The organism is Rheinheimera tilapiae (assembly GCF_042432165.1).
GTDB lineage: Bacteria > Pseudomonadota > Gammaproteobacteria > Enterobacterales > Alteromonadaceae > Pararheinheimera > Pararheinheimera tilapiae.
The window spans coordinates 952,463-976,044 of sequence record NZ_JBHLXP010000001.1; the positions used below are offsets into that span (position 1 = coordinate 952,463).

The 23,582-nt window shown below is 51.8% G+C and carries 19 protein-coding genes; 9 read left to right on the plus strand and 10 right to left on the minus strand.

Annotated features, from left to right (window positions below):
- Positions 1–35: 35 nt before the first annotated feature.
- From zapD to ACFFJP_RS03965, 8 genes are all read right to left on the minus strand, one after another.
- On the minus strand, positions 36–788 hold the full coding sequence (gene zapD, locus ACFFJP_RS03930; RefSeq protein ID WP_377240729.1) for a cell division protein ZapD: 753 nt from the start codon (positions 786–788) through the stop codon (positions 36–38).
- A 46-nt stretch (positions 789–834) separates the two neighbouring features.
- Positions 835–1,458 carry a dephospho-CoA kinase gene (gene coaE / locus ACFFJP_RS03935; RefSeq protein WP_377240731.1) on the minus strand — a complete coding sequence of 208 codons (624 nt, stop codon included), beginning with the start codon at positions 1,456–1,458 and terminating at the stop codon, positions 835–837.
- Positions 1,459–1,476: 18 nt separating this feature from the next.
- On the minus strand, positions 1,477–2,370 hold the full coding sequence (locus ACFFJP_RS03940) for a prepilin peptidase (protein ID WP_377240733.1): 894 nt from the start codon (positions 2,368–2,370) through the stop codon (positions 1,477–1,479).
- Positions 2,370–3,596, minus strand: a complete 1,227-nt coding sequence (locus tag ACFFJP_RS03945; protein WP_377240735.1) for a type II secretion system F family protein — start codon at positions 3,594–3,596, stop codon at positions 2,370–2,372. Before ACFFJP_RS03945 ends, ACFFJP_RS03940 begins: the two co-directional genes overlap by 1 nt.
- 41 nt (positions 3,597–3,637) lie before the next feature.
- The gene (gene pilB / locus ACFFJP_RS03950) at positions 3,638–5,332 is read right to left on the minus strand and encodes a type IV-A pilus assembly ATPase PilB (RefSeq protein ID WP_377240737.1); all 1,695 of its coding nucleotides are present in this window, start codon (positions 5,330–5,332) and stop codon (positions 3,638–3,640) included.
- A 182-nt stretch (positions 5,333–5,514) separates the two neighbouring features.
- Positions 5,515–5,925 (minus strand): pilin, encoded by a 411-nt coding sequence (locus ACFFJP_RS03955; RefSeq protein ID WP_377240739.1) that lies wholly within the window; start codon positions 5,923–5,925, stop codon positions 5,515–5,517.
- A 418-nt stretch (positions 5,926–6,343) separates the two neighbouring features.
- Positions 6,344–7,183 carry a carboxylating nicotinate-nucleotide diphosphorylase gene (gene nadC / locus ACFFJP_RS03960; RefSeq protein WP_377240741.1) on the minus strand — a complete coding sequence of 280 codons (840 nt, stop codon included), beginning with the start codon at positions 7,181–7,183 and terminating at the stop codon, positions 6,344–6,346.
- A gap of 66 nt (positions 7,184–7,249) precedes the next feature.
- Positions 7,250–7,795 carry a retropepsin-like aspartic protease family protein gene (locus ACFFJP_RS03965; RefSeq protein WP_377240743.1) on the minus strand — a complete coding sequence of 182 codons (546 nt, stop codon included), beginning with the start codon at positions 7,793–7,795 and terminating at the stop codon, positions 7,250–7,252.
- A 54-nt stretch (positions 7,796–7,849) separates the two neighbouring features.
- Here ACFFJP_RS03965 and ampD point away from each other — a divergent pair, with 54 nt between their 5' ends.
- The 8 genes from ampD to tdh all read left to right on the plus strand — a co-directional run bounded on the left by ampD (position 7,850) and on the right by tdh (position 19,139).
- Complete coding sequence (ampD, locus tag ACFFJP_RS03970; RefSeq protein ID WP_377240745.1) at positions 7,850–8,479, plus strand: 1,6-anhydro-N-acetylmuramyl-L-alanine amidase AmpD; 630 nt, start codon at positions 7,850–7,852, stop codon at positions 8,477–8,479.
- Entirely contained in the window at positions 8,476–9,402 is a 927-nt protein-coding gene (ampE, locus tag ACFFJP_RS03975) for a regulatory signaling modulator protein AmpE (protein ID WP_377240747.1), read from the plus strand. The genes ampD and ampE overlap by 4 nt, the downstream gene beginning before the upstream one ends.
- Before the next feature lie 350 nt (positions 9,403–9,752).
- The gene (gene pdhR, locus ACFFJP_RS03980) at positions 9,753–10,514 is read left to right on the plus strand and encodes a pyruvate dehydrogenase complex transcriptional repressor PdhR (protein ID WP_208933226.1); all 762 of its coding nucleotides are present in this window, start codon (positions 9,753–9,755) and stop codon (positions 10,512–10,514) included.
- A 62-nt stretch (positions 10,515–10,576) separates the two neighbouring features.
- A complete protein-coding gene (gene aceE, locus ACFFJP_RS03985) occupies positions 10,577–13,243 on the plus strand; it encodes a pyruvate dehydrogenase (acetyl-transferring), homodimeric type (protein ID WP_377240749.1) in 2,667 nt (888 codons plus the stop codon).
- A gap of 11 nt (positions 13,244–13,254) precedes the next feature.
- On the plus strand, positions 13,255–14,886 hold the full coding sequence (aceF, locus tag ACFFJP_RS03990) for a pyruvate dehydrogenase complex dihydrolipoyllysine-residue acetyltransferase (protein ID WP_377240751.1): 1,632 nt from the start codon (positions 13,255–13,257) through the stop codon (positions 14,884–14,886).
- 219 nt (positions 14,887–15,105) lie between these two features.
- Complete coding sequence (gene lpdA / locus ACFFJP_RS03995) at positions 15,106–16,518, plus strand: dihydrolipoyl dehydrogenase (RefSeq protein ID WP_377240753.1); 1,413 nt, start codon at positions 15,106–15,108, stop codon at positions 16,516–16,518.
- A 389-nt stretch (positions 16,519–16,907) separates the two neighbouring features.
- On the plus strand, positions 16,908–18,104 hold the full coding sequence (locus ACFFJP_RS04000) for a glycine C-acetyltransferase (RefSeq protein ID WP_377240755.1): 1,197 nt from the start codon (positions 16,908–16,910) through the stop codon (positions 18,102–18,104).
- A gap of 9 nt (positions 18,105–18,113) precedes the next feature.
- Complete coding sequence (gene tdh / locus ACFFJP_RS04005; RefSeq protein ID WP_377240757.1) at positions 18,114–19,139, plus strand: L-threonine 3-dehydrogenase; 1,026 nt, start codon at positions 18,114–18,116, stop codon at positions 19,137–19,139.
- A 60-nt stretch (positions 19,140–19,199) separates the two neighbouring features.
- Here tdh and ACFFJP_RS04010 read toward each other — a convergent pair whose 3' ends face one another.
- On the minus strand, positions 19,200–19,922 hold the full coding sequence (locus ACFFJP_RS04010; protein ID WP_377240759.1) for an outer membrane protein OmpK: 723 nt from the start codon (positions 19,920–19,922) through the stop codon (positions 19,200–19,202).
- A gap of 67 nt (positions 19,923–19,989) precedes the next feature.
- Positions 19,990–22,032 carry a diguanylate cyclase gene (locus tag ACFFJP_RS04015; protein WP_377240761.1) on the minus strand — a complete coding sequence of 681 codons (2,043 nt, stop codon included), beginning with the start codon at positions 22,030–22,032 and terminating at the stop codon, positions 19,990–19,992.
- 222 nt (positions 22,033–22,254) lie between these two features.
- Between ACFFJP_RS04015 and ACFFJP_RS04020 the strand changes: the two genes are divergently transcribed.
- The gene (locus ACFFJP_RS04020; protein ID WP_377240763.1) at positions 22,255–23,574 is read left to right on the plus strand and encodes a YfiM family lipoprotein; all 1,320 of its coding nucleotides are present in this window, start codon (positions 22,255–22,257) and stop codon (positions 23,572–23,574) included.
- Positions 23,575–23,582 lie beyond the last annotated feature (8 nt).

Below are 23,582 nucleotides of genomic sequence, written 5' to 3' on the forward strand. Positions count from 1 at the left end.
TATTATACGGCATCTGCAGTCGCGCTTTAAACTTTCTAGCAGCAGGCTAGTTCAAAACCAATTTGTTGATCGGTGGTGGCTCGGCCTTGCGTATCACACAACTGCATAAAGCGGATGGCATAACGATATTTGTTGCCACTGATGGTTGGATAACAGCCATAGCTGAGTGGGTAGCGCACACGTAACAATTCAAACTGTTCAGTATTGCTTTGAAAAAAGCCGTTTTCTGCTCTGGCTGGCTGGAATTGCCCGCGCTCACGGATAAACGTCAGCACAAAACTAATAGCTTGTTCAACCAGCGTTAAATGCGCGATCCAATCCTGTGCCTGTTTATGCCGTGTGGCCAAATCCAGCGTGTACCAATATTGCAGTTGCGGCAGGTCAAAGTAACAGGTGCCGCCCGGGATAAAAAAGCGTTGCCGCAGCGGCCCGAGAAACTTGTCATCTTTGAGCACATTCGCGAATTTGGCACCGCGCAGCAGCTCGCTTTGCAGACGTACGGATCTTTGCAACATGTTACTCAGCAATTCATCGGAGATGTGTGGGTGACGCGACCAGTTCACTAAGGCGCCTTCACAGCGTTCAACATCTTTAATTAAATCAGGCCGGATGTCATTGCGATCCAGCACTTCGATCAGTGCAAATAATGATGTGAAAAAACCAAGTTGCTGCGATTCGTTAGCTAACGCGAGTTGGTGATGAACTTGTTGGAATAAGTATTCGACACGCAAATAAGTACGGACTTTTTCATTCAGCGGGTGTTCGTATACCAGGCAGCTTTCTGTCAAAAGTCGCATACTCCGTTTTTATGCAGATAATTGGATTAAAATAAACCTAAGTCAACGATTTGGCTAGTTTTTCTTCTGCCATACGCAGAAAGATCCGGTGCAGTTCTGCGACCTTCGCCGGTAAGGTGTCGCTACTGCCTTCGTTGCTGATCACCTGGTTGGCGCGCGCCAGCCGTTCCTCGCGGCTGCATTGCGCAGCCATGATGGATTGCACCAGCGACTCTGAGCTGCCATCGCGCACGCTGGTGCGATTTATTTGGGTTTGTTCAGACACATCAACCACCAGCACGGTATCTACTAGCTGATCCAGTTTGTTTTCCAGCAGTAACGGAGCGACCAGCAACACATAGGGGGAGGTGGCATCTACCAGCTGTCTGAGCATTTCCTGCCGGATCAGTGGATGTAATAACTGATTGAGCCAGTTTTTGGCAGTCTCGTCGTTAAAGACTATTTGGCGTAATCTGCTGCGGTCCAGCTGGCCATCGCTGTTCCTGATGGCCTCGCCAAACTGCTGCACTATTGCTTCGAGTGCGGCAGTACCCGGTTCCACCACCTGACGAGCGACGATATCGGCATCGACTTGCTGAATACCGAGCCGGACAAATTCTGCAGCGACAGTCGACTTGCCACTGCCAATGCCACCGGTCAGCCCGACCCAGAATTGACTCACAGCGCAGATCTCATTGATTTAGAGACCAATACTACGCAGGTAAGCATCACTGATTTGCGTCCCCCACAGCATCGCGATCCAGCCAGCAGCGGCAATATAAGGACCAAATGGAATGGCAGTGCTCTGCTGCTTTTTCTGCACCGCTAACATGATGCTGCCGATGACAGCGCCCACCAGCGATGATAACAAAATGATTAGCGGTAGCTGTTGCCAGCCAAGCAAGGCGCCAAAAATGGCCAGCAGCTTAAAGTCGCCATAACCCATGCCTTCTTTGCCGGTCAGCAGTTTAAAGGCCCAGTACACCGACCACAATGCTAAATAACCACAGGCTGCGCCAATGATGGCTTGTTGCGGGGCGATGCCGATCCCGAGCGCGGATGCGGCTAATACCAACCACAGCAGTGGTAAGGTGATTTGGTCTGGTAACAACATTTTGTCAATGTCGATAAAAGTCAGCGCTATCAGACACCAGGTCACGACCAGCATCAGCGCACCAAGGCCTGTCGCGCCTGTTTGCCAGATCACGACCGTCGATAACAGCGCCGTCAACAATTCAACTGCCGGATAACGGGCGCTGATTGGTGCTTTGCAGTAACGGCATTTGCCAGCCAATGTTAACCAGCTGACCAGCGGAATATTGTCCAGCGCCGACAGCTGTGTATTGCAATGCGGACAGCGCGAACGGGGCGTTGCCAGATTAAACGTCGGTGCAGCCGCGTGACTGTCCGTCGGGTGAAAGTACTCCTGATACTCCTGCTGCCAGCTTTGCTCCATCATTTTTGGCAGTCGGTAAATGACGACGTTCAGGAAACTGCCGACACACAGGCTGAACAAGAACACAGTGCTGAACAGCCAGAGCGGATGTTGCTGCAGAAAAGCGAGGATAAGTTGTAACTGTTCGGAAAATGGCATTATTTGATCACCGCACCCATTTGGAAAATTGGCAGATACATCGCAATGATCAGACCGCCGATTAATACACCAAGCACCGCCATAATCAGCGGCTCCAGCAGGGCGGTTAAACCGTCCACTGCATCGTCGACTTCCTGTTCATAAATATTGGCCACCCGCGCCAGCATGTCATCGAGTGAGCCGGATTCTTCGCCGATAGAGACCATCTGAATCACCATTTCCGGAAACCGGTTGGTGGTTTTCATAGAACTGAACATCTGGCCACCGGCCGACACATCGGCGCGCACTTCCATAATCGCATTACGGTAAATTTCGTTGCCCGCCGCACCGGCTGCAGACTCTAACGCTTCGATCAGCGGCACACCAGCAGCAAAGGTCGTCGATAACGTACGGGCATAACGCGCGACCGCTGCCTTATTCAGGATATCGCCAACCACTGGTGCTTTGAGGATCAAGGCATCCGCGCCGGTCCGGAACGACAGACTGGTGTTATACATTTTGCCAACCACTTTAAACGCAATCACCAGAGCAACAAGCACCACCCACCAATAGGCCTGCATCAGTTCTGACAGTTTGACGACAAACAAGGTAAATGCCGGCAGTTCAGCGCCAAAACCAGCAAAAATTTCTGCAAATTGTGGCACTACAAAGATCAACAGGATGGACGTGACGATCAGCGCAACAATGACGACCGCGATGGGGTAAAACATCGCTTTTTTGATTTTTGATTTCAGCGCTTCGGCTTTTTCTTTGTAAATGGCGATCCGATCAAAAATCCGGTCCAAAGCACCAGACTGCTCGCCGGATTTGACCAGGTCACAATACAGCTCATCAAAATATTTGGGTTGTTCGCGCAGTACCTCTGACAGCGGCAAACCGCTTTGTACTTTCAGCGATATCTTCTGCATCAGCACACGCAGGTTTTTTTTCTCAGAGCCTGTGGCAATCAAGTCAATCGACTGCACTAAGGGGACACCTGCTTGCAACATCGTGGCGATTTGCCGGGTGACAATGGCGATATCCACCGGCACAATTTTCGGATCGCCACCAAACAGTGACTTGGCCTGTTTACGCACCAGAGATGGCGTGATGCCTTGCTGGCGTAACAACGCTTTGGCTTCCATGATGGAGCTGGCTTTAATCTCGCCCTGCGTTTTTTTGCCACGCCGGTTGATGCCTTTCCAGTCGTAGTTGTCCAACTCTTTAATTTTTGGAGCGGCCGCCATATTAATTCCTTGTGCTGAGCCTGTTGCCGTCTACATGCTTGTCAGGCGTTGGTCACCCGGTTAATTTCCGCCAGGCTAGTCAGGCCTGCCGCTGCTTTTGCCAGACCGGACTGGCGTAAATTATTGATACCTTCCCGCTGGGCCTGTTTGGCGATTTCTAACGAGTTTTCACCAGCCATTATTTTTTCAGCAATAACGGCAGAAATTGGCATGACCTCGTAAATACCAACCCGGCCTTTATAACCGCCAGTGCAATACTCACAGCCAACCGGTTTAAATAACTTCATTGTCGGTAACTGCTCGGCAGTGAAACCCTGGCGCATTAATTCGGCTTCCGGCAACAGCTCTGGCGCTTTACAGTGATTGCATAACCGCCGCGCCAGCCGCTGCGCGATGATTAAAGACACCGAACTGGCGACGTTGTATGCCGGTACACCCATATTTAACAAACGGGTCAGCGTTTCCGGGGCGGAATTCGTGTGCAGGGTGCTTAACACTAAGTGACCGGTTTGGGCCGCTTTAATGGCGATTTCCGCAGTTTCGAGGTCACGGATCTCACCGACCATGATCACGTCCGGGTCTTGCCGTAAAAATGCTTTGAGCGCGATAGGGAAGGTCAGGCCGGCTTTGTTGTTCATCTGCACCTGATTGATGCCAGCGAGGTTAATCTCGACCGGGTCTTCAGCGGTGGAGATATTGGTCTCTTCGGTATTCAGAATATTCAGACCGGTATACAGCGATACCGTTTTGCCGCTACCGGTGGGGCCTGTGACCAGAATCATGCCCTGCGGTTGTTCCAGCGCGCTCAGATACAATTGTTTTTGTGATTCTTCATAACCGAGAATATCGATACCGAGCATCGCACTGTCGGAATCGAGGATCCGCATAACAATTTTTTCGCCCCACAATGTGGGTAAACTGCTGACGCGAAAGTCGATGGATTTTTTCTGCGACAGTTTGAGTTTGATCCGACCATCCTGCGGTACACGTTTTTCTGCGATATCAAGTCGCGACATTACTTTGAGCCGTGCGGACAGTCGGCCAGCCAGCGCCACCGGCGGCGACGCGACTTCATGTAAGATGCCGTCAATGCGAAAGCGGATGCGGTAACTTTTTTCGTATGGTTCAAAGTGCAAATCCGACGCACCTTTGCGGACGGCGTCGTGCAGCATTTTGTTGATAAAAGTGATGATTGGCTGATCTTCTGCTTCACTGCCGGGTTTTTCATCGAGGTCGTCACTATCACCAACCCCCAGCGCCGATAGATCCCAATCCGAACCGGCGAAGCTGTCAGCATTTTTGCTGTCAAACACCCGGTCAACCAGTTTGAGCAGTTTGTCGTATTCAACCACAATCAGTTCGGCGTGCAGACCGGTGCTGAATTCGAAATCTTCCACCGGTTGCATATCCGTCGGGTCAACTACACCGAGAAACAAAGTCCGGCCGCGTTTACCGAGCGGCAGTACCTGATGTTTTCGGATCAGCTTTTCGTTGCGTTCCTGTTCTGGCACAAATTCCAGATCATAAAAATCCAGATCGATCAGGCTATGCATGGTAAAGGCCGCGACATTTTCTGCCAGCGATTTGGCAGTAATGAGTTTCTCAGCGATAAGAAGTTCAGCAACGTTCTGATATTGATGGGATTTTTCGACGATTAAACGTTGGGCCAACCCAGTATCCACTAAACCTGCCTGGCTCAGTCGACGCAGCAGAATGGATTGTGGGTTTAGTGCCATAAAAACGGTCCTGCAAAACAGCAAAAAATCAGTATATCTCTGATTATGCCAACAAAAGTAACTGATTCAAGTTTAATTATGGCGATTGGCCAGATAGGGTTCATATTTTTGCGTGTTCTGTAGAGACTATGTAAACAGCAATAAAAAAAGCCGCATAAAGCGGCTTTTTTTGGGTTTAACTATTAACAGTAACCTTTACCTTGGCAAGTACCGCTAACTGCCCATGTAGTCTGGCCGGAAGCAAATGTTGGGGTGAGAATATAAGTTTCGCCATTCAGACCGTTCGTTGTCTTCGCTGTAGCTGTAATCACCCCGTTTGTTGTAGCTACGGTTTGTACATTGCCATACGCAGTCAGAGCAGAGATCTGATAACCAGGGCCTGTGGCGCCATCTGTACACCCAGTTACACCGGCTTTATCCAAAGCACACAGTTCGACAGCAGTCTTCAGCGCAGCGGTGGAATTTACAATTTCTGAGAACTTAGATTTGGCGGTGTAGGTCTGGTACGCAGGCAGAGCAACCGCTGCCAGAATACCGATGATTGCAACAACGATCATTAATTCGATTAAGGTGAAACCTTGATTACGTTTCATAGTACATCTCCGTTTGTGAGTAATTAACCCGGGGGGCTGTTTTCTATTCTGGACAAATTTAAATGTTACGCAAGAAAAAAATTCGATTTTGTAATTATTTATTTTTTCTCAGTGTAACGTTATGAAATTAAATACTATTTCAAGTGTTTACCTGATTTGGGTATCAGTGTTTTTGTCAGGTTGGTTTAAGTTTTGAATAAAATGCAATATTTAGGCCAATCAAAATTACCCATTGAAATATAAAGAAAATAAGTTTTTGTTAATAAAGTGAGATAATTCTGTGCTAAGGCATTCTCAGCGCTGGGCACTTGACAGCTGCTGCTTTTTTGGTTCAAGCGGCTAAAAAAAAGCCAGCATTCGCTGGCTATTGACTTCGGGTTGGCGGCAAAAGGTTTGCCGCAGAGCCGACACCGGCCTCTCAACGCACCCGTAGGCGCATTGACAGGTCAATCGCCTGCACATTTTTGGTCAAAGCACCGCTGGAAATATAGTCGACATTAGTACTGGCCAGCGCTTTTAGTGATTCAGCCGTCACATTGCCGGAGACTTCGAGTTTGGCTTTGCCCTGATTCAGCACCACCGCCTGCATAATGTCGGCAGTATGGAAGTTATCCAGCATGATGATATCCGCACCGGCCGCCAATGCCTGTTCCAGTTCGGTTAAGTCTTCAACTTCGACTTCGACCGTTTTGCCGGGAAAGTTTTGCCGGGCAGTTTGCACCGCGTTGGCGATAGAGCCGGCAGCTGCGATGTGGTTCTCTTTAATCAGGAAGGCATCGTATAGACCGATGCGATGGTTTTTGCCGCCGCCACAACTTACCGCGTATTTCTGTGCCAGTCGCATGCCGGGTAAAGTTTTACGGGTGTCCAGTAAGCGGGTTTTGCTGCCGTTTAATAACGCAACATAACGCGCGGTGGTTGTCGCTGTGCCGCTTAAGGTTTGCAGGAAATTCAGCGCTGTACGTTCGCCGGTCAGTAAAATGCGCGCTGGCCCGCTGATTTCGCAAAGCACAGTATTTGCTGTCACTTTGTCGCCATCCTGCACAAACCATTGGATCACCGCTAGGTCGGACAACTGAGCGAACACTTCATCAACCCAAGCAGTGCCACACACCACGCAGTCTTCCCGTGTGACGACAGTTGCAGTGGCTTGTTGTTCTGGCGGGATTAACGAGGCGGTAATGTCGCCTTGCTGGATCGGTAAATAACCTAAATCTTCAGCCAGGGCGTGACTGACGCCCCGACGTATTTCTTGCATCAGGCGTTCCTGATGGCTTAATTCGGTCACAGTGCTTTGCATAACGTTCTTATCGTTGAGTCCAGTTTATCGTTGGATCAGGCGCAGCTGTTGCTGCTGTTTAGTAAATTCTAAATGGTTTAATGCGCTCATTCCTAGCAAAATCTCTGCGCCTGCCAGATTGGGAACAATACTGGCATCCAGATCTCTGAGCACAATGTCACCGAGTCGAAGCTCAGCAATACGGCTGCGATGCACAGTCACCACGCCATTGGCAGTTGCACTTTGATAAGGCGTCCCTTTGACCATGCCAGTGCGCGTGGCAACTTGTTCAGATACCGCCACTGCAGTGGCGCCGGTATCCAGCAGAAATTCAACAGGCTGGTTATTCAGTAACAAAGTTCCGACATAATGCCCCTGCCGGTTGGCATCGAGCACGACCACCCGTTCGCCAGTGGCACCGAGTTCTTGCTGCAATTGTTGGTTCGGGTTACGTTGTTGCTCCAGCACATCAGCAAAAAACAGATACACCAGCGCCAGGACCAACAGCCATGCGATCCAGGCAAAGCTACGGCCAAAGCGGGCGGTACTGTCAGGTGGTTGTTGCGATGGAGACGGATCTGAAGCTTGCATTCAATTGCCATGACGCAGAGAATAAAGCGACAGCATAACCATTGAGGAAAGGCTTTGCCAAGTACGGCTCCACGGGATCCCGCATTCAATGCGGCATTGCAGCAACCGCAACCGGTAGAACTGGTCAGTCGGCCTTGCAGCCATTATGACGACAGACCCGATCCGGCCGACATTAGTCTGCTGGTGATCCACAATATCAGTTTGCCACCGGCGACTTTTTCTACCCCTTATATTGATGACTTTTTTGGTGGGCGTCTGGATTGTACCGCACATCCATATTTTGCCCGGCTGCAAGGCGTGCGTGTATCCGCGCATTGTGTGATTTATCGGGATGGCCGCATCTGGCAGTATGTTCCGTTTAACAAACGCGCCTGGCATGCCGGCCTTAGCTTGTTTGATGGTCGCGATAAATGTAATGACTTTTCGATTGGGATTGAGCTGGAAGGCACGGATGACGTGCCTTATACCGAGGCGCAATATTCGGCGCTGGCCAGTCTTAGCCGACAGTTATTGCGCCAGTTTCCGGCAATCAATCCACAGCGGATTGTCGGCCACTGTGATATCGCGTCGGGTCGCAAAACCGATCCGGGCCCGGCTTTTAACTGGCCGCATTATTTTCAATTGCTTGGCATGGCGCCGGCGAACTCTACCCATTCTGATCCGAGCGCAGGAGAATTCTTATGACGTTGTTAAGCATGCTGATCGCATTAATTGTGGAGCGTCTCGCCGTGCGCGGACGCGGCTGGCAGTTGGTGACTTACCTGCAGCCTTACCTGCGTTTTTGTAGTTCGGGCAGCGTTGGCAGTATCCGTCAGCAGCCCTATTTTCTTTTCGTTGGCTGGTTGCTGCCGGCGGTGGTGATTGCACTGCTTATATATAGTGTGCAGTTTTGGTTATTTCAGCTGGTACTCAACACTGTGGTGCTATTGCTGTGTATTGGCAGCTGGCATTACCGGCAGCAGTACAAGCAGTTTTTGAATGCTTGTCAGCGTGATGATGAGCAGGCGGCCTTTCTGTGCATGCACCAAATGCGTCAGGCACAAGGCGCGCCGGAGCTGACTTATGGCCCACAGCTGATTTGGCTGAATTTTCGTTATTATGCCGCGGTATTGTTCTGGTATGCACTGTTGGGAGCCTTTGGCGCCGTGGCTTATGCCTGTCTGCGACAACTCGCTGAACCTATGACTTATCAGCACAGCAGTGATTTGCCTGCTGAAGACACTGCAGCGGTAGCCGATGCCGCTGCGCCTGAAGTCGAAACGCCGGCTGTAGCCGCTGACTCTGCACCGGTCTCCGCTGGCTGGCGTCTGTTCGCCGATGATCTGCTGCACTGGGCTGACTGGCTGCCGGTGCGTTTGTTTGGTTTAGGCCTGGCGTTGGTTGGTGATTTCAGCCGCACCAGCGCTGTGCTACTGCAACACGCCGGTGCTATGCAGATGAGTGCGCCACAATTACTGACTGAACTGAGTCAGGCGGCGGAGCCAGTCCCAGAAGAACTATTGAATTCGCGGGAAGCTGCCGTCAGTGCCGTGGCTTTAGCAAAACGCAACGTGCTGTTTTTCCTGGCCCTGGTGGCTGTTCTGACGCTCAGCGGCTGGCTGAGTTAACTCAGCCCTTGGTAAAAAAACGCCACGATGTGGCGTTTTTTTATGGTGCAGATCGCGTTGTGGCCAGCGGCTAGGGTAGACGATAGCTTCGTACTTCATTAATGGTCTGACCAATTGGGTTTTTAAACCTATCGGCTCATTTTCTAGAGTTTTAACTCTAAGTTTTGTGGCTGAAATTCCACCGGCTTGGCGTTGACTGATTTACAGCCTTAGCCTTTTCTGCTAATTTGATGCGCATTAACGTAAAATGGTCTTACCAATTTACACGGCGTGACATTCAAAGCGCCGACAATAACATCAGCTCTGGACAGGAATGACAAACAGCGCGGCTTTGCTACGCTGTTGAAGCCATGAAAAACGCACTCAAAATTAAACCGGCTAAATTGTCGGATCAAATCGTTGGACAGCTGGAGCAAATGTTGCTCGAAGGCAGCTTCGCGCCTGGTCAAAAATTACCAACCGAACGCGAACTGGCTGAACAATTTGAAGTGTCCCGGCCATCGGTGCGCGAAGCACTACAAAAGCTCGAAGCCAAAGGGCTGGTCAGCCGCAAACAAGGCGGCGGCACTTTTGTCTGCGACACTTTGGTCGGTGGTCTGACGGATCCGTTGTTTGAACTGATTGGCCGTCATCCCGAATCGCAATTTGATTTACTGGAATTTCGTCACGCCTTAGAAGGCATCTGTGCCTATTACGCGGCGCTGCGTGGCACTGCCAACGATTACGGGCAGATTAAACAACGCTATGACGACATCTGTCTGGCCCAGCAGCAGCAGGATATTAATGCGGAAGCTGCAGCGGTTGGACGGTTTTATTCAGCAGTGGCAGAAGCATCCCATAATGTGGTGCTGCTGCATCTGGTGCGCGGCTTAACGCCGCTGGTGGAGCAGAATATCCGGTTGAACCTGGAAATTCTGCAGCAGAAGGACGGCATTGTGGGCCAGCTGAATTCGCATCGGCAACGGTTAATGGAAGCGGTGATCAATGGTGAGCCGGAACAAGCCCGGCAAGCCAGCAACAGCCATCTGGCCTTTATTGAAGAGGCTTTGCTGGAAGCCGACCGGGAACGCTCACGACTTGAACGCTCGCTGCGTCGTTCGCAACAGAACTAAGCGCTAGCAGAACAATAACATTGAGGTCCTGCGCGGCAGGACGGTTTGAAAGGAAAATTGATATGTCTGAAGTCAATAAGCTTGACGTCGACGTGCTCGAAACCCAGGAGTGGTTGGAAGCGCTGGAATCCGTAGTACGCACTGAAGGTGTGGAGCGGGCGCAATTCCTGCTCGAGCAGGTGCTGGAACAGGCGCGGCTGGAAGGTGTGGACATGCCAACCGGCATCACCACCAACTATATCAACACTATTCCGCCGCAGCAGGAACCGGCTTATCCGGGCGATGTGAATCTGGAGAAAAAGATCCGCTCGGTGATCCGCTGGAACGCCATCATGATCGTGCTGCGCGCGTCGAAAAAAGAGCTGGAACTGGGCGGCCACATGGCGTCGTACCAGTCCGCTGCCGCGTTTTACGAAACCTGTTTTAACCACTTCTTCCGCGCGCCGAACGAAAAAGACGGCGGCGATTTAGTTTATTATCAAGGCCACATTTCACCAGGTATTTACGCCCGTGCTTTTGTTGAAGGCCGTTTAACGGCAGATCAGCTGGACAATTTCCGCCAGGAAGTTGGTGGTGAAGGTTTATCCTCTTATCCGCACCCGAAACTGATGCCGGAGTTCTGGCAGTTCCCGACTGTGTCTATGGGTTTAGGCCCTATCACCTCGATTTACCAGGCGCGTTTCCTGAAGTATTTACACGGCCGTGGTATGAAAGACACCAGCGCACAACGTGTGTATGCCTTCCTCGGTGACGGTGAGATGGACGAGCCGGAAAGCCGTGGTTCGCTGTCATTCGCCGCGCGGGAAAAACTGGATAACCTGTGTTTCCTGGTCAACTGTAACCTGCAGCGTTTAGATGGCCCGGTGATGGGCAACGGCAAAATCATCCAGGAACTGGAAGGTTTATTCCGTGGCGCCGGCTGGAACGTGATTAAAGTGGTATGGGGCAGTGGCTGGGACAAGCTGCTGGCCAAAGACACCACCGGCAAGCTGCTGCAGCTGATGAACGAAACTATCGACGGCGATTACCAGACCTATAAAGCCAAAGACGGTGCTTATGTGCGTCAGCACTTCTTCGGCCGTTACCCGGAAACTGCCGCCTTAGTTGCCGATATGACCGACGAAGAGATCTTCGCGTTAAAACGCGGTGGTCATGAGCCGTCCAAACTTTATGCTGCCTTTAAAGCGGCGCAAGAGACCAAAGGTCGTCCGACTGTGATCCTGGCCAAAACCATCAAAGGTTATGGTATGGGTGAAGCCGCTGAAGGCAAAAACATCGCCCACCAGGTGAAGAAAATGGATATGACGCATGTGCTGCAAATCCGTAAGCGTCTGAATCTGGAAGAGTATCTGTCGGAAGAAGACGTACACAGCCTGCCATATCTGACGCTGCCGGAAGGCTCGCCAGAGCATCAGTACCTGCATGCGCGCCGCAATGCCTTAAACGGTTACACTCCGGTACGTTTGCCGAATTTCACCAAAGCGCTGACTTTGCCGGAATTGCCAGTGTTTGAAGGTTTGCTGGAAGAGCAAAAACGTGAAATTTCAACCACTATGGCGTTCGTGCGTGGCCTGAATATCCTGTTAAAAGACCCGAATATCGGCCAGCAAATTGTGCCAATTATCGCCGACGAAGCCCGTACCTTTGGTATGGAAGGTCTGTTCCGTCAAATTGGTATTTATAACCCGCACGGTCAGACTTATACGCCGGAAGACCGCGCCATTGTTTCGTATTATAAAGAAGAAACTTCTGGCCAGGTGTTGCAGGAAGGTATTAACGAGCTGGGGGCAATGGCATCCTGGGTGGCGGCGGCAACGTCGTACAGCACCAATGATTTGCCGATGATCCCGTTCTACATTTACTACTCAATGTTCGGCTTCCAGCGCGTTGGTGATATGGCCTGGCTGGCCGGAGACCAACAGGCCCGTGGTTTCCTGTTAGGCGCCACTGCTGGCCGCACCACATTAAATGGTGAAGGCTTACAGCACGAAGACGGTCACAGCCATATCCTGGCCGGGACAGTACCAAACTGTATCTCTTACGACCCGACTTACGCTTACGAACTGGCAGTGATCATGCAGGACGGTATCCGCCGCATGTACGGTGCAGCACAAGAGAACGTCTACTACTACATCACAGTGATGAATGAAAACTATCATCACCCGGCGATGCCACAAGGTGCTGAAGAAGGCATTCGTCGTGGTATTTATAAGCTGGAAACCCTGACCGGTAACAAAGGCAAAGTGCAGTTATTAGGTTCAGGCACCATCCTGAATGAAGTGCGTCGTGCTGCGGAAATTCTGTCTGAAGAATACGGCATTGCTTCTGATGTCTATTCGGTGACGTCTTTCAACGAACTGGCACGCGATGGTCAGGATTGTGAACGTCACAATATGCTGCACCCAAGCGAGCCGGAAAAAGTGCCGTACATTGCACAGGTGATGGGCAAAGAGCCTGCCATTGCGGCAACCGACTACATCAAAAACTATGTCGACCAGGTCCGTGCTTTTGTGCCGGCAGTGTCGTACAAAGTGCTGGGCACCGACGGCTTTGGCCGCTCCGACAGCCGCGAGAACCTGCGCCGTCACTTCGAAGTGAATGCCGGTTACGTGGTGCTGGCGGCGCTGCGTGAACTCGCTAAACAAGGCACTATCGACAAACAACTGGTCGCCGATGCCATCGTGCGTTTTGGCATCGACACCAATAAGCCGAACCCACTGTTCGCATAAGAGGAATGGCAATGACAATCGAAATTTTTGTGCCGGATATCGGCGCGGATGAAGTGGAAGTCACCGAAATTCTGGTGAAAGTCGGCGACACTGTCAGTGTGGACCAGTCGCTGCTGTCGGTCGAAGGCGATAAAGCTTCGATGGAAGTACCAGCTGCTCAGGCCGGTGTGGTGCAGGAAATTCGGGTGAAAGCCGGCGATAAAGTCAAAACCGGCTCGTTGATTATGGTGTTTGCCGGCGCAGCTGCTGCTCCAGCTCCTGCTGCAGCCGCCGCGCCAGTCGCGGCCCCAGTTGTTGCAGCACCAGTGGCGACTGCCGCAGCTGTTACCGAAAGCAAAGACGTGAAAGTGCCGGATATCGGTGGTGACGCGGTTGAAGTCACTGAAGTGCTGGTCAAAGTCGGCGACGTGGTTAAAGCAGAACAATCACTGTTATCGGTCGAAGGCGACAAAGCGGCGATGGAAGTGCCGGCACCTTTCGCTGGTACTGTGACCGAAGTCAAAGTCAAAGTCGGCGATAAAGTACAAACCGGCTCATTAGTGTTTGTATTTTCGACCGGTGCAGCAGCGCCAGCATCAGTTGCAGCAGCACCGGCCGCAGCTCCAGCAGCGCCAGTTGCAGCGGCTCCAGCTCCAGCTGCGCCTGCAGTCCCTGCTGCGAGTGCAGCGCCAGCCACAGCCGTGGCTGACAGCGTGGTGACACAAAGCGCAGCTTTTGCTCATGCTTCGCCAGTGGTACGTCGCTTAGCCCGTGAGTTTGGTGTCGACTTGTCCAAAGTCACCGGCACTGCGCGTAAAGGTCGGGTGCAGCGTGAAGACGTGCAGAATTATGTGAAAAACATTATTGCGCAGGTCGCAGCAGGCAAGGGCAGTGTGGCCAGCAGTGGCAACAGTGTTGGTTTTGATTTAATTGCCTGGCCAAAAGTGGATTTCAGCAAGTTCGGCGCCGTGGAAGAAAAACCGCTGTCGCGTATTCAGAAGCTGTCCGGTGCCAATTTACACCGCAACTGGGTGCGCATTCCGCATGTGACCCAGTTTGACGAAGCTGATATCACTGATCTGGAAGAATTCCGTAAAGATCAGAACAGCCTGGCAGAGAAGAAAAAACTCGGCGTCAAATACACTCCGCTGGTGTTTGTGATGAAGGCTGTGGCTAAAGCGCTGGAAGAATTCCCAACCTTTAACAGCTCTTTATCGGAAGATGGCGCCAGCCTGATTCTGAAGAAATACGTACACTTGGGCATTGCGGTCGATACACCAAATGGCTTAGTGGTACCGGTGGTTCGTGATGTAAACAAAAAAGGCATTATCGAACTGTCACGCGAGCTGCAGGAAATTTCTGTCAAAGCCCGTGAAGGCAAACTGACGGCAGCGGATATGCAGGGTGGTTGTTTCACCATCTCCAGCCTCGGCGGTATCGGTGGCACGGCGTTTACGCCTATCGTCAATGCACCGGAAGTGGCGATCCTCGGCGTGTCGAAATCGGATATCAAGCCGAAATGGGATGGTAAAGCCTTCCAGCCACGCCTGATGGTGCCGTTGTCGGTGTCTTATGATCACCGGGTGATCGATGGTGCTTTAGCGGCGCGTTTCACCGCAACGCTGGCATCTTATCTGGCTGATATTCGTCAGATTATTATGTAATGCAGTAAGCGGCAGCCTTGGCTGCCGCTGTTGTTGCGGTGGCAACAGCCCCCGTCTGATGTTGATGTAGCTGATGTTGATGTGGCTGAAAAGTTACGGGACATCTTTCAGGCAGGGTGCTAAAATCCGCCAACTTTTACGCTGTGCCACCGGCGCTGCCGTGGCAACCTACGAGCCCGAAGCAAGTAAAATTGCAAGCTAAAATAGCAAGGTAAAACAATGAGCAACGAAATCAAAACTCAGGTAGTAGTGCTGGGCGCTGGCCCTGGTGGTTATTCAGCTGCATTCCGTGCAGCCGATTTAGGTCTGGAAGTGACCTTAGTTGAAGCCCGCAGCACCCTTGGCGGTGTCTGCTTAAACGTTGGCTGTATCCCGTCGAAAGCCTTATTACACGTTGCCAAAGTCATCGATGACGCAAAAGAGATGGCATCTCACGGTGTAACCTTCGGTGCACCACAAATCGATTTAGATAAAATCCGTGCCTGGAAAGACAAAGTGGTTGGCCAGCTGACCAACGGTCTGAACGGTATGGCTAAAATGCGTAAAGTCAAAGTCGTGAACGGCTACGGCAAATTCACTGGCCCGAATACGCTGGTGGTTGGTGATACCACTATCACTTTTGACAGCGCCATCATTGCTGCTGGCTCTGAGCCAGTTGCACTGCCATTTATTCCAAAAGATGACCCACGCGTCATCGATTCTACCGGCGCGCTGGAATTAAAAGACATTCCGGGCGAAATGCTGGTATTAGGCGGCGGTATCATCGGTCTGGAAATGGGCACTGTATACCGTGCTTTAGGTTCTAAAGTATCTGTGGTTGAATTCGCTGACCAGCTGGTGCCAGCGGCAGATGCTGATCTGGTCAAAGCCTACACCAAGTACAACAAAGACAATTACACGCTGATGCTGTCCACCAAAGTGACTGCAGTTGAAGCGAAAGCCGACGGTCTGTATGTGACCTTCGAAGGCAAAAACGCACCGGCTTCACCGGTTCGTTACGACAAAATCCTGGTTGCAGTTGGCCGTCGTCCAAACGGCAGCCTGCTGGATGCAGCGAAGGCAGGCGTGAACGTTGATGAGCGTGGTTTCATCAACGTCGACAAACAACTGCGCACCAACGTGCCACACATTTTCGCCATCGGCGACGTGATTGGTCAGCCAATGCTGGCGCACAAAGCCGTACACGAAGGCCACGTTGCCGCTGAAGTGATTTCTGGTATGAAGCACTTCTTCGACCCGCGTTGCATTCCATCTGTGGCATACACAGATCCAGAAATGGCTTGGGTCGGTATCACCGAGAAAGAAGCCAAAGAGAAAGGCGTTGCCATCGAAACCGCGACTTTCCCATGGGCAGCTTCAGGTCGTGCTATCGCTTCAGCCCGCACTGAAGGCTTCACTAAGCTGATTTTCGACAAAGAAACGCACCGTATTCTGGGTGGCGCTATTGTCGGTATCAATGCCGGTGAAATGCTCGGTGAGATTTGTTTAGCGGTCGAAATGGGCGCAGATGCTGAAGATATCGCACTGACTATCCACGCACACCCAACGCTGAACGAATCAATCGGTCTGGCGGCTGAGATGTACGAAGGTTCTATCACCGACTTGCCAAATCCAAAAGCGAAAAAGAAATAAGTTTGTTTTGACCTGATAAAGGCCGCTGCTGCGGCCTTTATTATTTCTGCCAGCGACAAATCCCCCCTGCAGTGACACTGATCCCGGCTGTGCACCGACCAGCCGCAATTTCACTGCGATCGGTCAATCTTTGCGGTACAATCGGCGCCAAATTCCAGAGAAGCAGCGATCCATGGTTTATCGAAAATAAATGATGATTTCGAATGCTTTCGATAATAATATATACCCAAGATCATTGAAGAACTGGCCTGACGGCAACTAAACGAATCTGCGGCGATTTTCAAACATCAGCATAGCCCCCTATGTGAACGCAGTGAGCGCAGGCAGCCAACAACGCCAGATCTGCAACGAAGAAGGGTATAAATACCAATGTCCCAACAGGAGGCTCCATGCGCAATTCCGCGTTCCTCGGCCATATCCAGCAACAAATCGACGATGTGAAAGCCGAAGGCCTGTATAAAGGCGAACGGATCATCACGTCTCAGCAATTTTCCGATGTCACCGTCAACGGCGAGCAGGTTTTAAACTTCTGCGCCAATAACTATCTGGGCCTCGCCAATTCGCCTGAATTGATTGCAGCGGCGCAGCAAGGCCTCGATAGCCATGGTTTTGGTGTGGCCTCTGTGCGTTTTATCTGTGGTACTCAGGATATTCACAAAACTTTAGAAGCGCGCATCAGCGCGTTTTTAGGTACTGAAGATACTATTTTGTATTCCAGCTGCTTTGACGCCAACGGCGGTTTGTTTGAAACCATTTTAGGCGCTGAAGATGCGGTCATTTCTGATGCACTGAACCATGCCTCGATCATCGATGGCGTGCGGCTGTGTAAAGCCAAACGTTACCGTTATGCCAACAATGATATGGCGGAATTGGAAGCACAGTTAAAGCAAGCCGATGCTGATGGCGCACGCTTTAAACTGATCGCCACCGACGGTGTGTTCTCGATGGACGGCGTCATTGCCGACCTGAAATCGATTTGTGATTTAGCGGATAAATACAATGCCCTGGTGATGGTCGATGACAGCCATGCTGTGGGTTTTGTAGGCAAAAATGGCCGCGGTACCCATGAATACTGCGACGTGTTAGAGCGCGTCGATATCATCACCGGTACGCTTGGCAAAGCTTTAGGCGGTGCCTCTGGTGGTTACACCTCAGGTAAAAAAGAAGTAATCGAATGGCTCAGACAGCGTTCACGGCCGTATTTATTCTCCAACAGTCTGGCGCCTTCCATTGTGACTGCGTCGATCAAAGTGCTCGATTTGCTGGCGCAAGGCGACGCGCTCAGAGCTAAACTCTGGGAGAACGCCGCCTATTTCCGTGAGCAGATGACTGCCGCCGGTTTCACGCTAGCCGGTAAAGACCACGCCATCATCCCGGTGATGCTGGGCGATGCGAAAGTCGCCGGTGAATTTGCCCGGCGGATGTTGGAACAAGGCGTTTATGTGGTTGGATTCTCCTTCCCGGTGGTGCCAAAAGGGCAGGCGCGGATCCGCACGCAGATTTCGGCCGCTCACAGCAAAGCGCAGCTGGATAAAGCCATTGCCGCTTTTATCCGTACCGGTAAAGACATGGGCGTGATCGCTTAAGGTAACAACATGAAAGCATTAGCGAAATTAAAAGCAGAACCGGGTATTTGGCAAACCGAAGTGCCGATGCCGGAAGTCGGGCCAAACGACGTTTTAATCAAAATTAAAAAGACCGCGATTTGTGGCACTGACGTCCATATCTACAAGTGGGACGACTGGGCGCAAAAAACCATTCCGCATGGCATGGTGGTTGGTCATGAATATGTTGGTGTTGTGGTGGGCATGGGCTCGGAAGTGCGCGGTTTTTCCGTGGGTGACCGCGTGTCCGGCGAAGGCCATTTAGTTTGTGGCCATTGCCGCAACTGCCGCGCCGGTCGCGTGCATTTGTGCCGGAACACTATTGGCGTGGGTGTGAACCGTCAGGGCTCTTTTGCTGAATATCTGGTGATCCCGGCCTTTAACGCTTTTAAAATTCCAGACAATATCCCAGATAACATCGCGGCGATTTTTGACCCGTTCGGCAATGCTGTGCACACCACTCTGTCATTTGATCTGGTCGGTGAAGATGTGCTGATCACCGGCGCCGGCCCGATTGGTATTATGGCGGTAGCTGTTGCACGCCATGTCGGCGCTCGTCATATCGTGATCACCGACGTCAATCCATTCCGGCTCGAACTGGCACTGAAAATGGGCGCGACCCGTGCAGTGGACGTCAGCAAACAAAATCTGACCGATGTAATGGCCGAATTGGGCATGACCGAAGGTTTTGATGTCGGTTTAGAAATGTCCGGTGTGCCATCGGCATTCCGCTCTATGCTCGACACCATCAACCATGGCGGCAAAATTGCGATGTTAGGCATTCCGCCGTCTGATATGGCGGTGGACTGGAACAAAGTGATTTTTAAAGGCCTGGTGATTAAAGGCATTTATGGCCGCGAAATGTTCGAGACCTGGTACAAGATGGCGAGCCTGATCCAATCCGGTCTGGATCTGACGCCGATTGTGACCCATGAAATGCCGGTTGCTGAGTTCCAGCAAGGCTTTGACATTATGTGTTCCGGTCAGAGCGGCAAAGTAGTGCTGAACTGGGAATAGTCGTTCTGACTACTGTCTTCACAACGCCGGCCTTGTGCCGGCGTTGTTATTAAACGCCCGCTAAAAATGCCATTTCAGCAGCAGATTCACATTATTCTCGTGGCTGCGCAGCAAGGGCTTGTCCAGCACCCCAAACTTATGTCGCCACCAGACGTACTCCACGCCGAGCCAGACCTGGCTCTTGCCTTGCCACAGATTGCTGGCCAGCCATTTCAGTTGTGACGTCCAGTTCAGGTTGGCATGCTGATCCACGCTGCCGCTGGCCCAGTCGACAAAACCGTCATACAAAAACGACTGACCGCCGAATTGAAAAGGCGCGCCCCAGACCAGCGTGGCCTGCCAGTTATCGGCGATTTGTTCGTTATTGCGCCGGTAAAAATTCAGTTGGGTAAACTTCAGACCAGGCATGGCTAAATCAAGCCCCACGCCATACAGCAGGTTGGTGCGCTGCGATGACATCTCGATATGGCTCGCCAGCAACACATCTTTGATCAGGCCGCCAGGTGCCTGCTGCCAGCCATTTTTACCCAGACTAAAGCGGGGCTGTAGCTCAGCATAATTGCTGTGCTGGCCATTAGCGGATTTCATATGGTCGAGGAAAAAAAAGCTGTCGCCCCAGGCTGTGGCGGCGGCATGTTCAATTGTCAGAACCTGACGTTGTGGGTCGCCCAGCCGGTAATGACTGCCGTTTAAATAGGTTAGGCGAAAGTCCTGCCAGAGAACTTCTGCATAGCCAGAGCAGGAGCAGCACAGCAGTGTCATTACTAGATAGCGAAAAGGCATAAAAAAGACCTGTGAGAACAAGTCTTTGCAGTATAGAACGCGGCGCCTGTAGGCGAATCTGGTCGGATCAGGCTTGTGGCGGACCTAGCACCAGCGTGATTTCCAGATGGCCTTGTTCGATGGGCATACTGAGATCAGTTTCCAGCTGCGCCCGCAGCTCTTCGTAAGGCCTGTGTAAGGCGACCAGGCCATAACCACGGTTGCGGCCATGCACTTTGCCCATATACAACGCCATATCGGCCAGTTTTAGTGCTTTTTCCCAGTTCAGCTGGTGTTCGTCGACGCCGGCGAATGGCAGCGTCAGGAAGCCAGCCGAGGCCGTCACCTGAATACTGACGTTCTGATAGATCACGGGTTCGCTGCCAATTACCTGCAGGGCGCGATTGGTGAAGTTAGTCAAGGCTGTCTGATTCAGATTACGCAGTACAATCAGAAACTCTTCGCCGCCCCAACGCAGCACCATATCACCCTGACGTGTCAGCTGCTTCAGTCTGCGGCCGACCTCAATCAGCACGACATCGCCGGCAGCATGACCGTGATGGTCATTAATATGTTTAAAATAATCGATATCAAGCAGGATAAAACCATCGGTGGTGGCAGTTGGTAACTGCCGGCGTTCGCCTTGTTCCGTGCGTTTTTGCATAAATTCGTGCAAAGAACGGCGATTCAGCAACCCCGTCAGCGGGTCGTGCAACGAGTTATATGCCAGCTGGTCATTGGCATGGCGTAACTGCTGATTGGCATTGCGAACCTTGCGATACAGTAGATACAACAAGGTGGTCGCCAGCAGAACGACCAGACCAAACAAAAACATGACCCGTTGCTGCAATTGCGTTTGGGCGATTTCTGCCGATTTCAGTTGGTTTTGTTGCTGCAGACTTTCAATCTGTTTGGCTTTTTCTTTGGCAGAAAAAGCTTCCTGTAACGCACTGATTTCCTGATCCCGGTCGGTTTTAAAAATGTTCTGACTGAGCGCATTGTACTCGCGCAATAAACGGGCTTCGTCAGCGTAGGCCTTCGCGGTGCCGTAGGCATCTGCCAACTCACCGACATAGCTCAGTAATTCTGTATCCGCCATTTGCAGTTCGCGAGCCTTGGCAACCATGGCGGCCATTTGTGTCAGGCCTTCGGCATAGTTGCCTTGCAACACTTTGATATAACCGAGATTAAATTCAGCGGTCAGCGTCATGGCTGTATATTTTTGTTGTTCGGCCAGCTGTTTCGCTTCAACAAACAACGGCACAGCCTCAGCATATTGCCCCTGTTTAAGGCGCAGGTCGCCGAGATTATTCAGCAGAGTTGCGACCGAATAGGGATTGTTCAGCTTTCGTGCCCACTTTAAGCCTTGTTGATTCGCTTGTTCGGCCTCTGCGTTCTTTGGCTGTGATGCGAAGTTCACCCCAAGCTGCAGGTACAGGTCAGGCAGCAGAAAGTTTAGCGCCGCTTGTTCCTCTGCCTGTGTAATTGCGGCTTGCAGCAATTCATCGGCTTTTTGGTACTGAGCCAGTACGGTGTTCAGGCCGGCAATAGCGCCCTGCAGGTAGATTTTACGCACGGCTGTACGTGGATCTTTAGAGTTTTCAACGGCATGAAATGCCTGATAATAAGCTTGCAGCGCTTGTTCGTATTGGTCTTCTGCCTGCAAAAAATTACCCAGCGTGTTGGCGGCGTAATAGCGGATCCGCTCCAGATTGGCGCTTGCCAGCGTTTCCTGCAGTTGGCTGACCAGCGCGCGGGCTTTGCCCGGTTGATCTTGCGCGCGATACAGCGACAGTTGATCGGTCAGCGCCTCGGCTCGGATATCTTCGCTTTGCACTTGTTCGGCCAGCTCCAGGCTGAGGTCGACATAATGCTGGGCTTTGGCAAAATCTTGTCTGTCACGATAGTCGCCACCCAGATAGGACCAGAGCCGGGCGCGGGTCAGCGCTGGAGTATCCGCAGTGAGCTGTGCTTCGAGACTCTGGATCAACGCAGATGCCTGTGCTGGCTGTTGGTTCGTCAATTGCAGGAACTGGTCCAGTTTCGCATCCAGCGGATCGGCATGCGCACTGCAGATCAGGACCCCAAAGGCGAGTAGAGCCCGGCCGATGACGGCTATAAATCGGTTCAATCGAACTCCTCAGCGAATTTATTGTCGTTGTAATAGCACCTGGCACGGGCGCTTCGCACTGCGATATTGTCGTTATCTTAGCCAGAAAAGCAGGCAAAGCGGTAGTAGCAAGTGCCTGTTTAGCAGAATATTTAGTTACAAATCACGCTGCGGCAGAAATCGTCGCGCCGCAGCAAATCCTTCTGTTAAGATAAAGGCCTTTGCGCCACTTGAGGTTGATTGATGCAGGCTGTCCAGCATCTTTTTCGTCAGATCCTAACTTTACTGCTGTTGCTTGCCACTGTGCTGGCATTGCTGGCGCTGTTATTGCTGCAACGCACACCATTGCTCAGTGAGACTGGCCAGTTAAATGCGGCTGCGGTGCGCAACAGCCAGCAGTTATTCAACAACCTGAATCAATCGATGCGTGACCCGGGCCAACAGCTGGTCATTCAAACCAACGCTGACGAACTGAATGCGGCCTTCGCGCTGGCGAGCCGCACCTTGCCAGGCTTTCAGGGAAAAACGCAGATTAATCCGGCCGGACTGACCATTTTGATGACGATGCCGCTGGACGTATTGTCTTACCAGCTTTATATCAACGCCGATATTCAAATTGAACCTTCCGCCGGGCCTTTGCAGGTTCGTCAGGTAAAACTGGGCCGGCTGACTTTACCTGGCGATATGGCGCTGGGTCTATTGGGCTGGGTCGCTGATCAGCTGTGGGGACCTGGCGAAGGCGCTGCGTTGTTGGCGAAAGTGCGCTCAGTGACAGTGCAGCAGGATGCGGTCAAGGTGGAACTCAGTAAGTCTGAGGGTTTTAGTCTCAGTCAGCTGAAATTATCTGGCGTCAGTCTGTACAAGCAATGGTTTGGCTCAGACGAACAAACCGCGCTGATTGAGCATTATTACGCGCTGGCTCTGGCGCACAGTCAACAACAGAGTGCTACTCAGTCGTCGCACAGTCTGATCACTTATCTGCAGGTGCTGCTACGTGAAGCCGACCGCCGCAGTAAAGATAAGCCGGAACAGGCGGTACGGGAAAATCAGGCGGTGATCCTGGCGCTGGCACAACTGCTGGGTGGGCGTAATCTGCAGTTGCTGGTCAATGAAATTAAGACGAATCCGCAAGGCAAGTTACCGCGGGTGACGCTGGCACGCCGGCCGGATTTACAACAACATTTTGTCTATTCTGCCAGCTTGCATGTGTTGGGGAATCAGCGGTTGTCGTCGGCAGTTGGTGAGGCAAAGGAGTTGTTGGATTCATTAAACGGCGGCAGTGGTTTTAGTTTTGTTGACCTGCTGGCTGACCGTGCCGGTATCCGTTTCGCCCGTATAGCGGCTGCTTCACCGCAATCGGCCCGCGCGGTGCAACAATTTTTCACGCAGCAGGACCGCACCGAGCAGGAATTGTTTCCGAATAAAAGCCGCTTGCCGGAAGGTTTACCGCAAGCCATGTTTGAGCAGCAGTATCAGTCGATCGATTCGGCGGTCTATCAGCAGATGGTCGCCGAAATCGATCGTCGGTTAAATGCATTACCGCTGTATCAGATTAAGCCCTGAACTCTGGG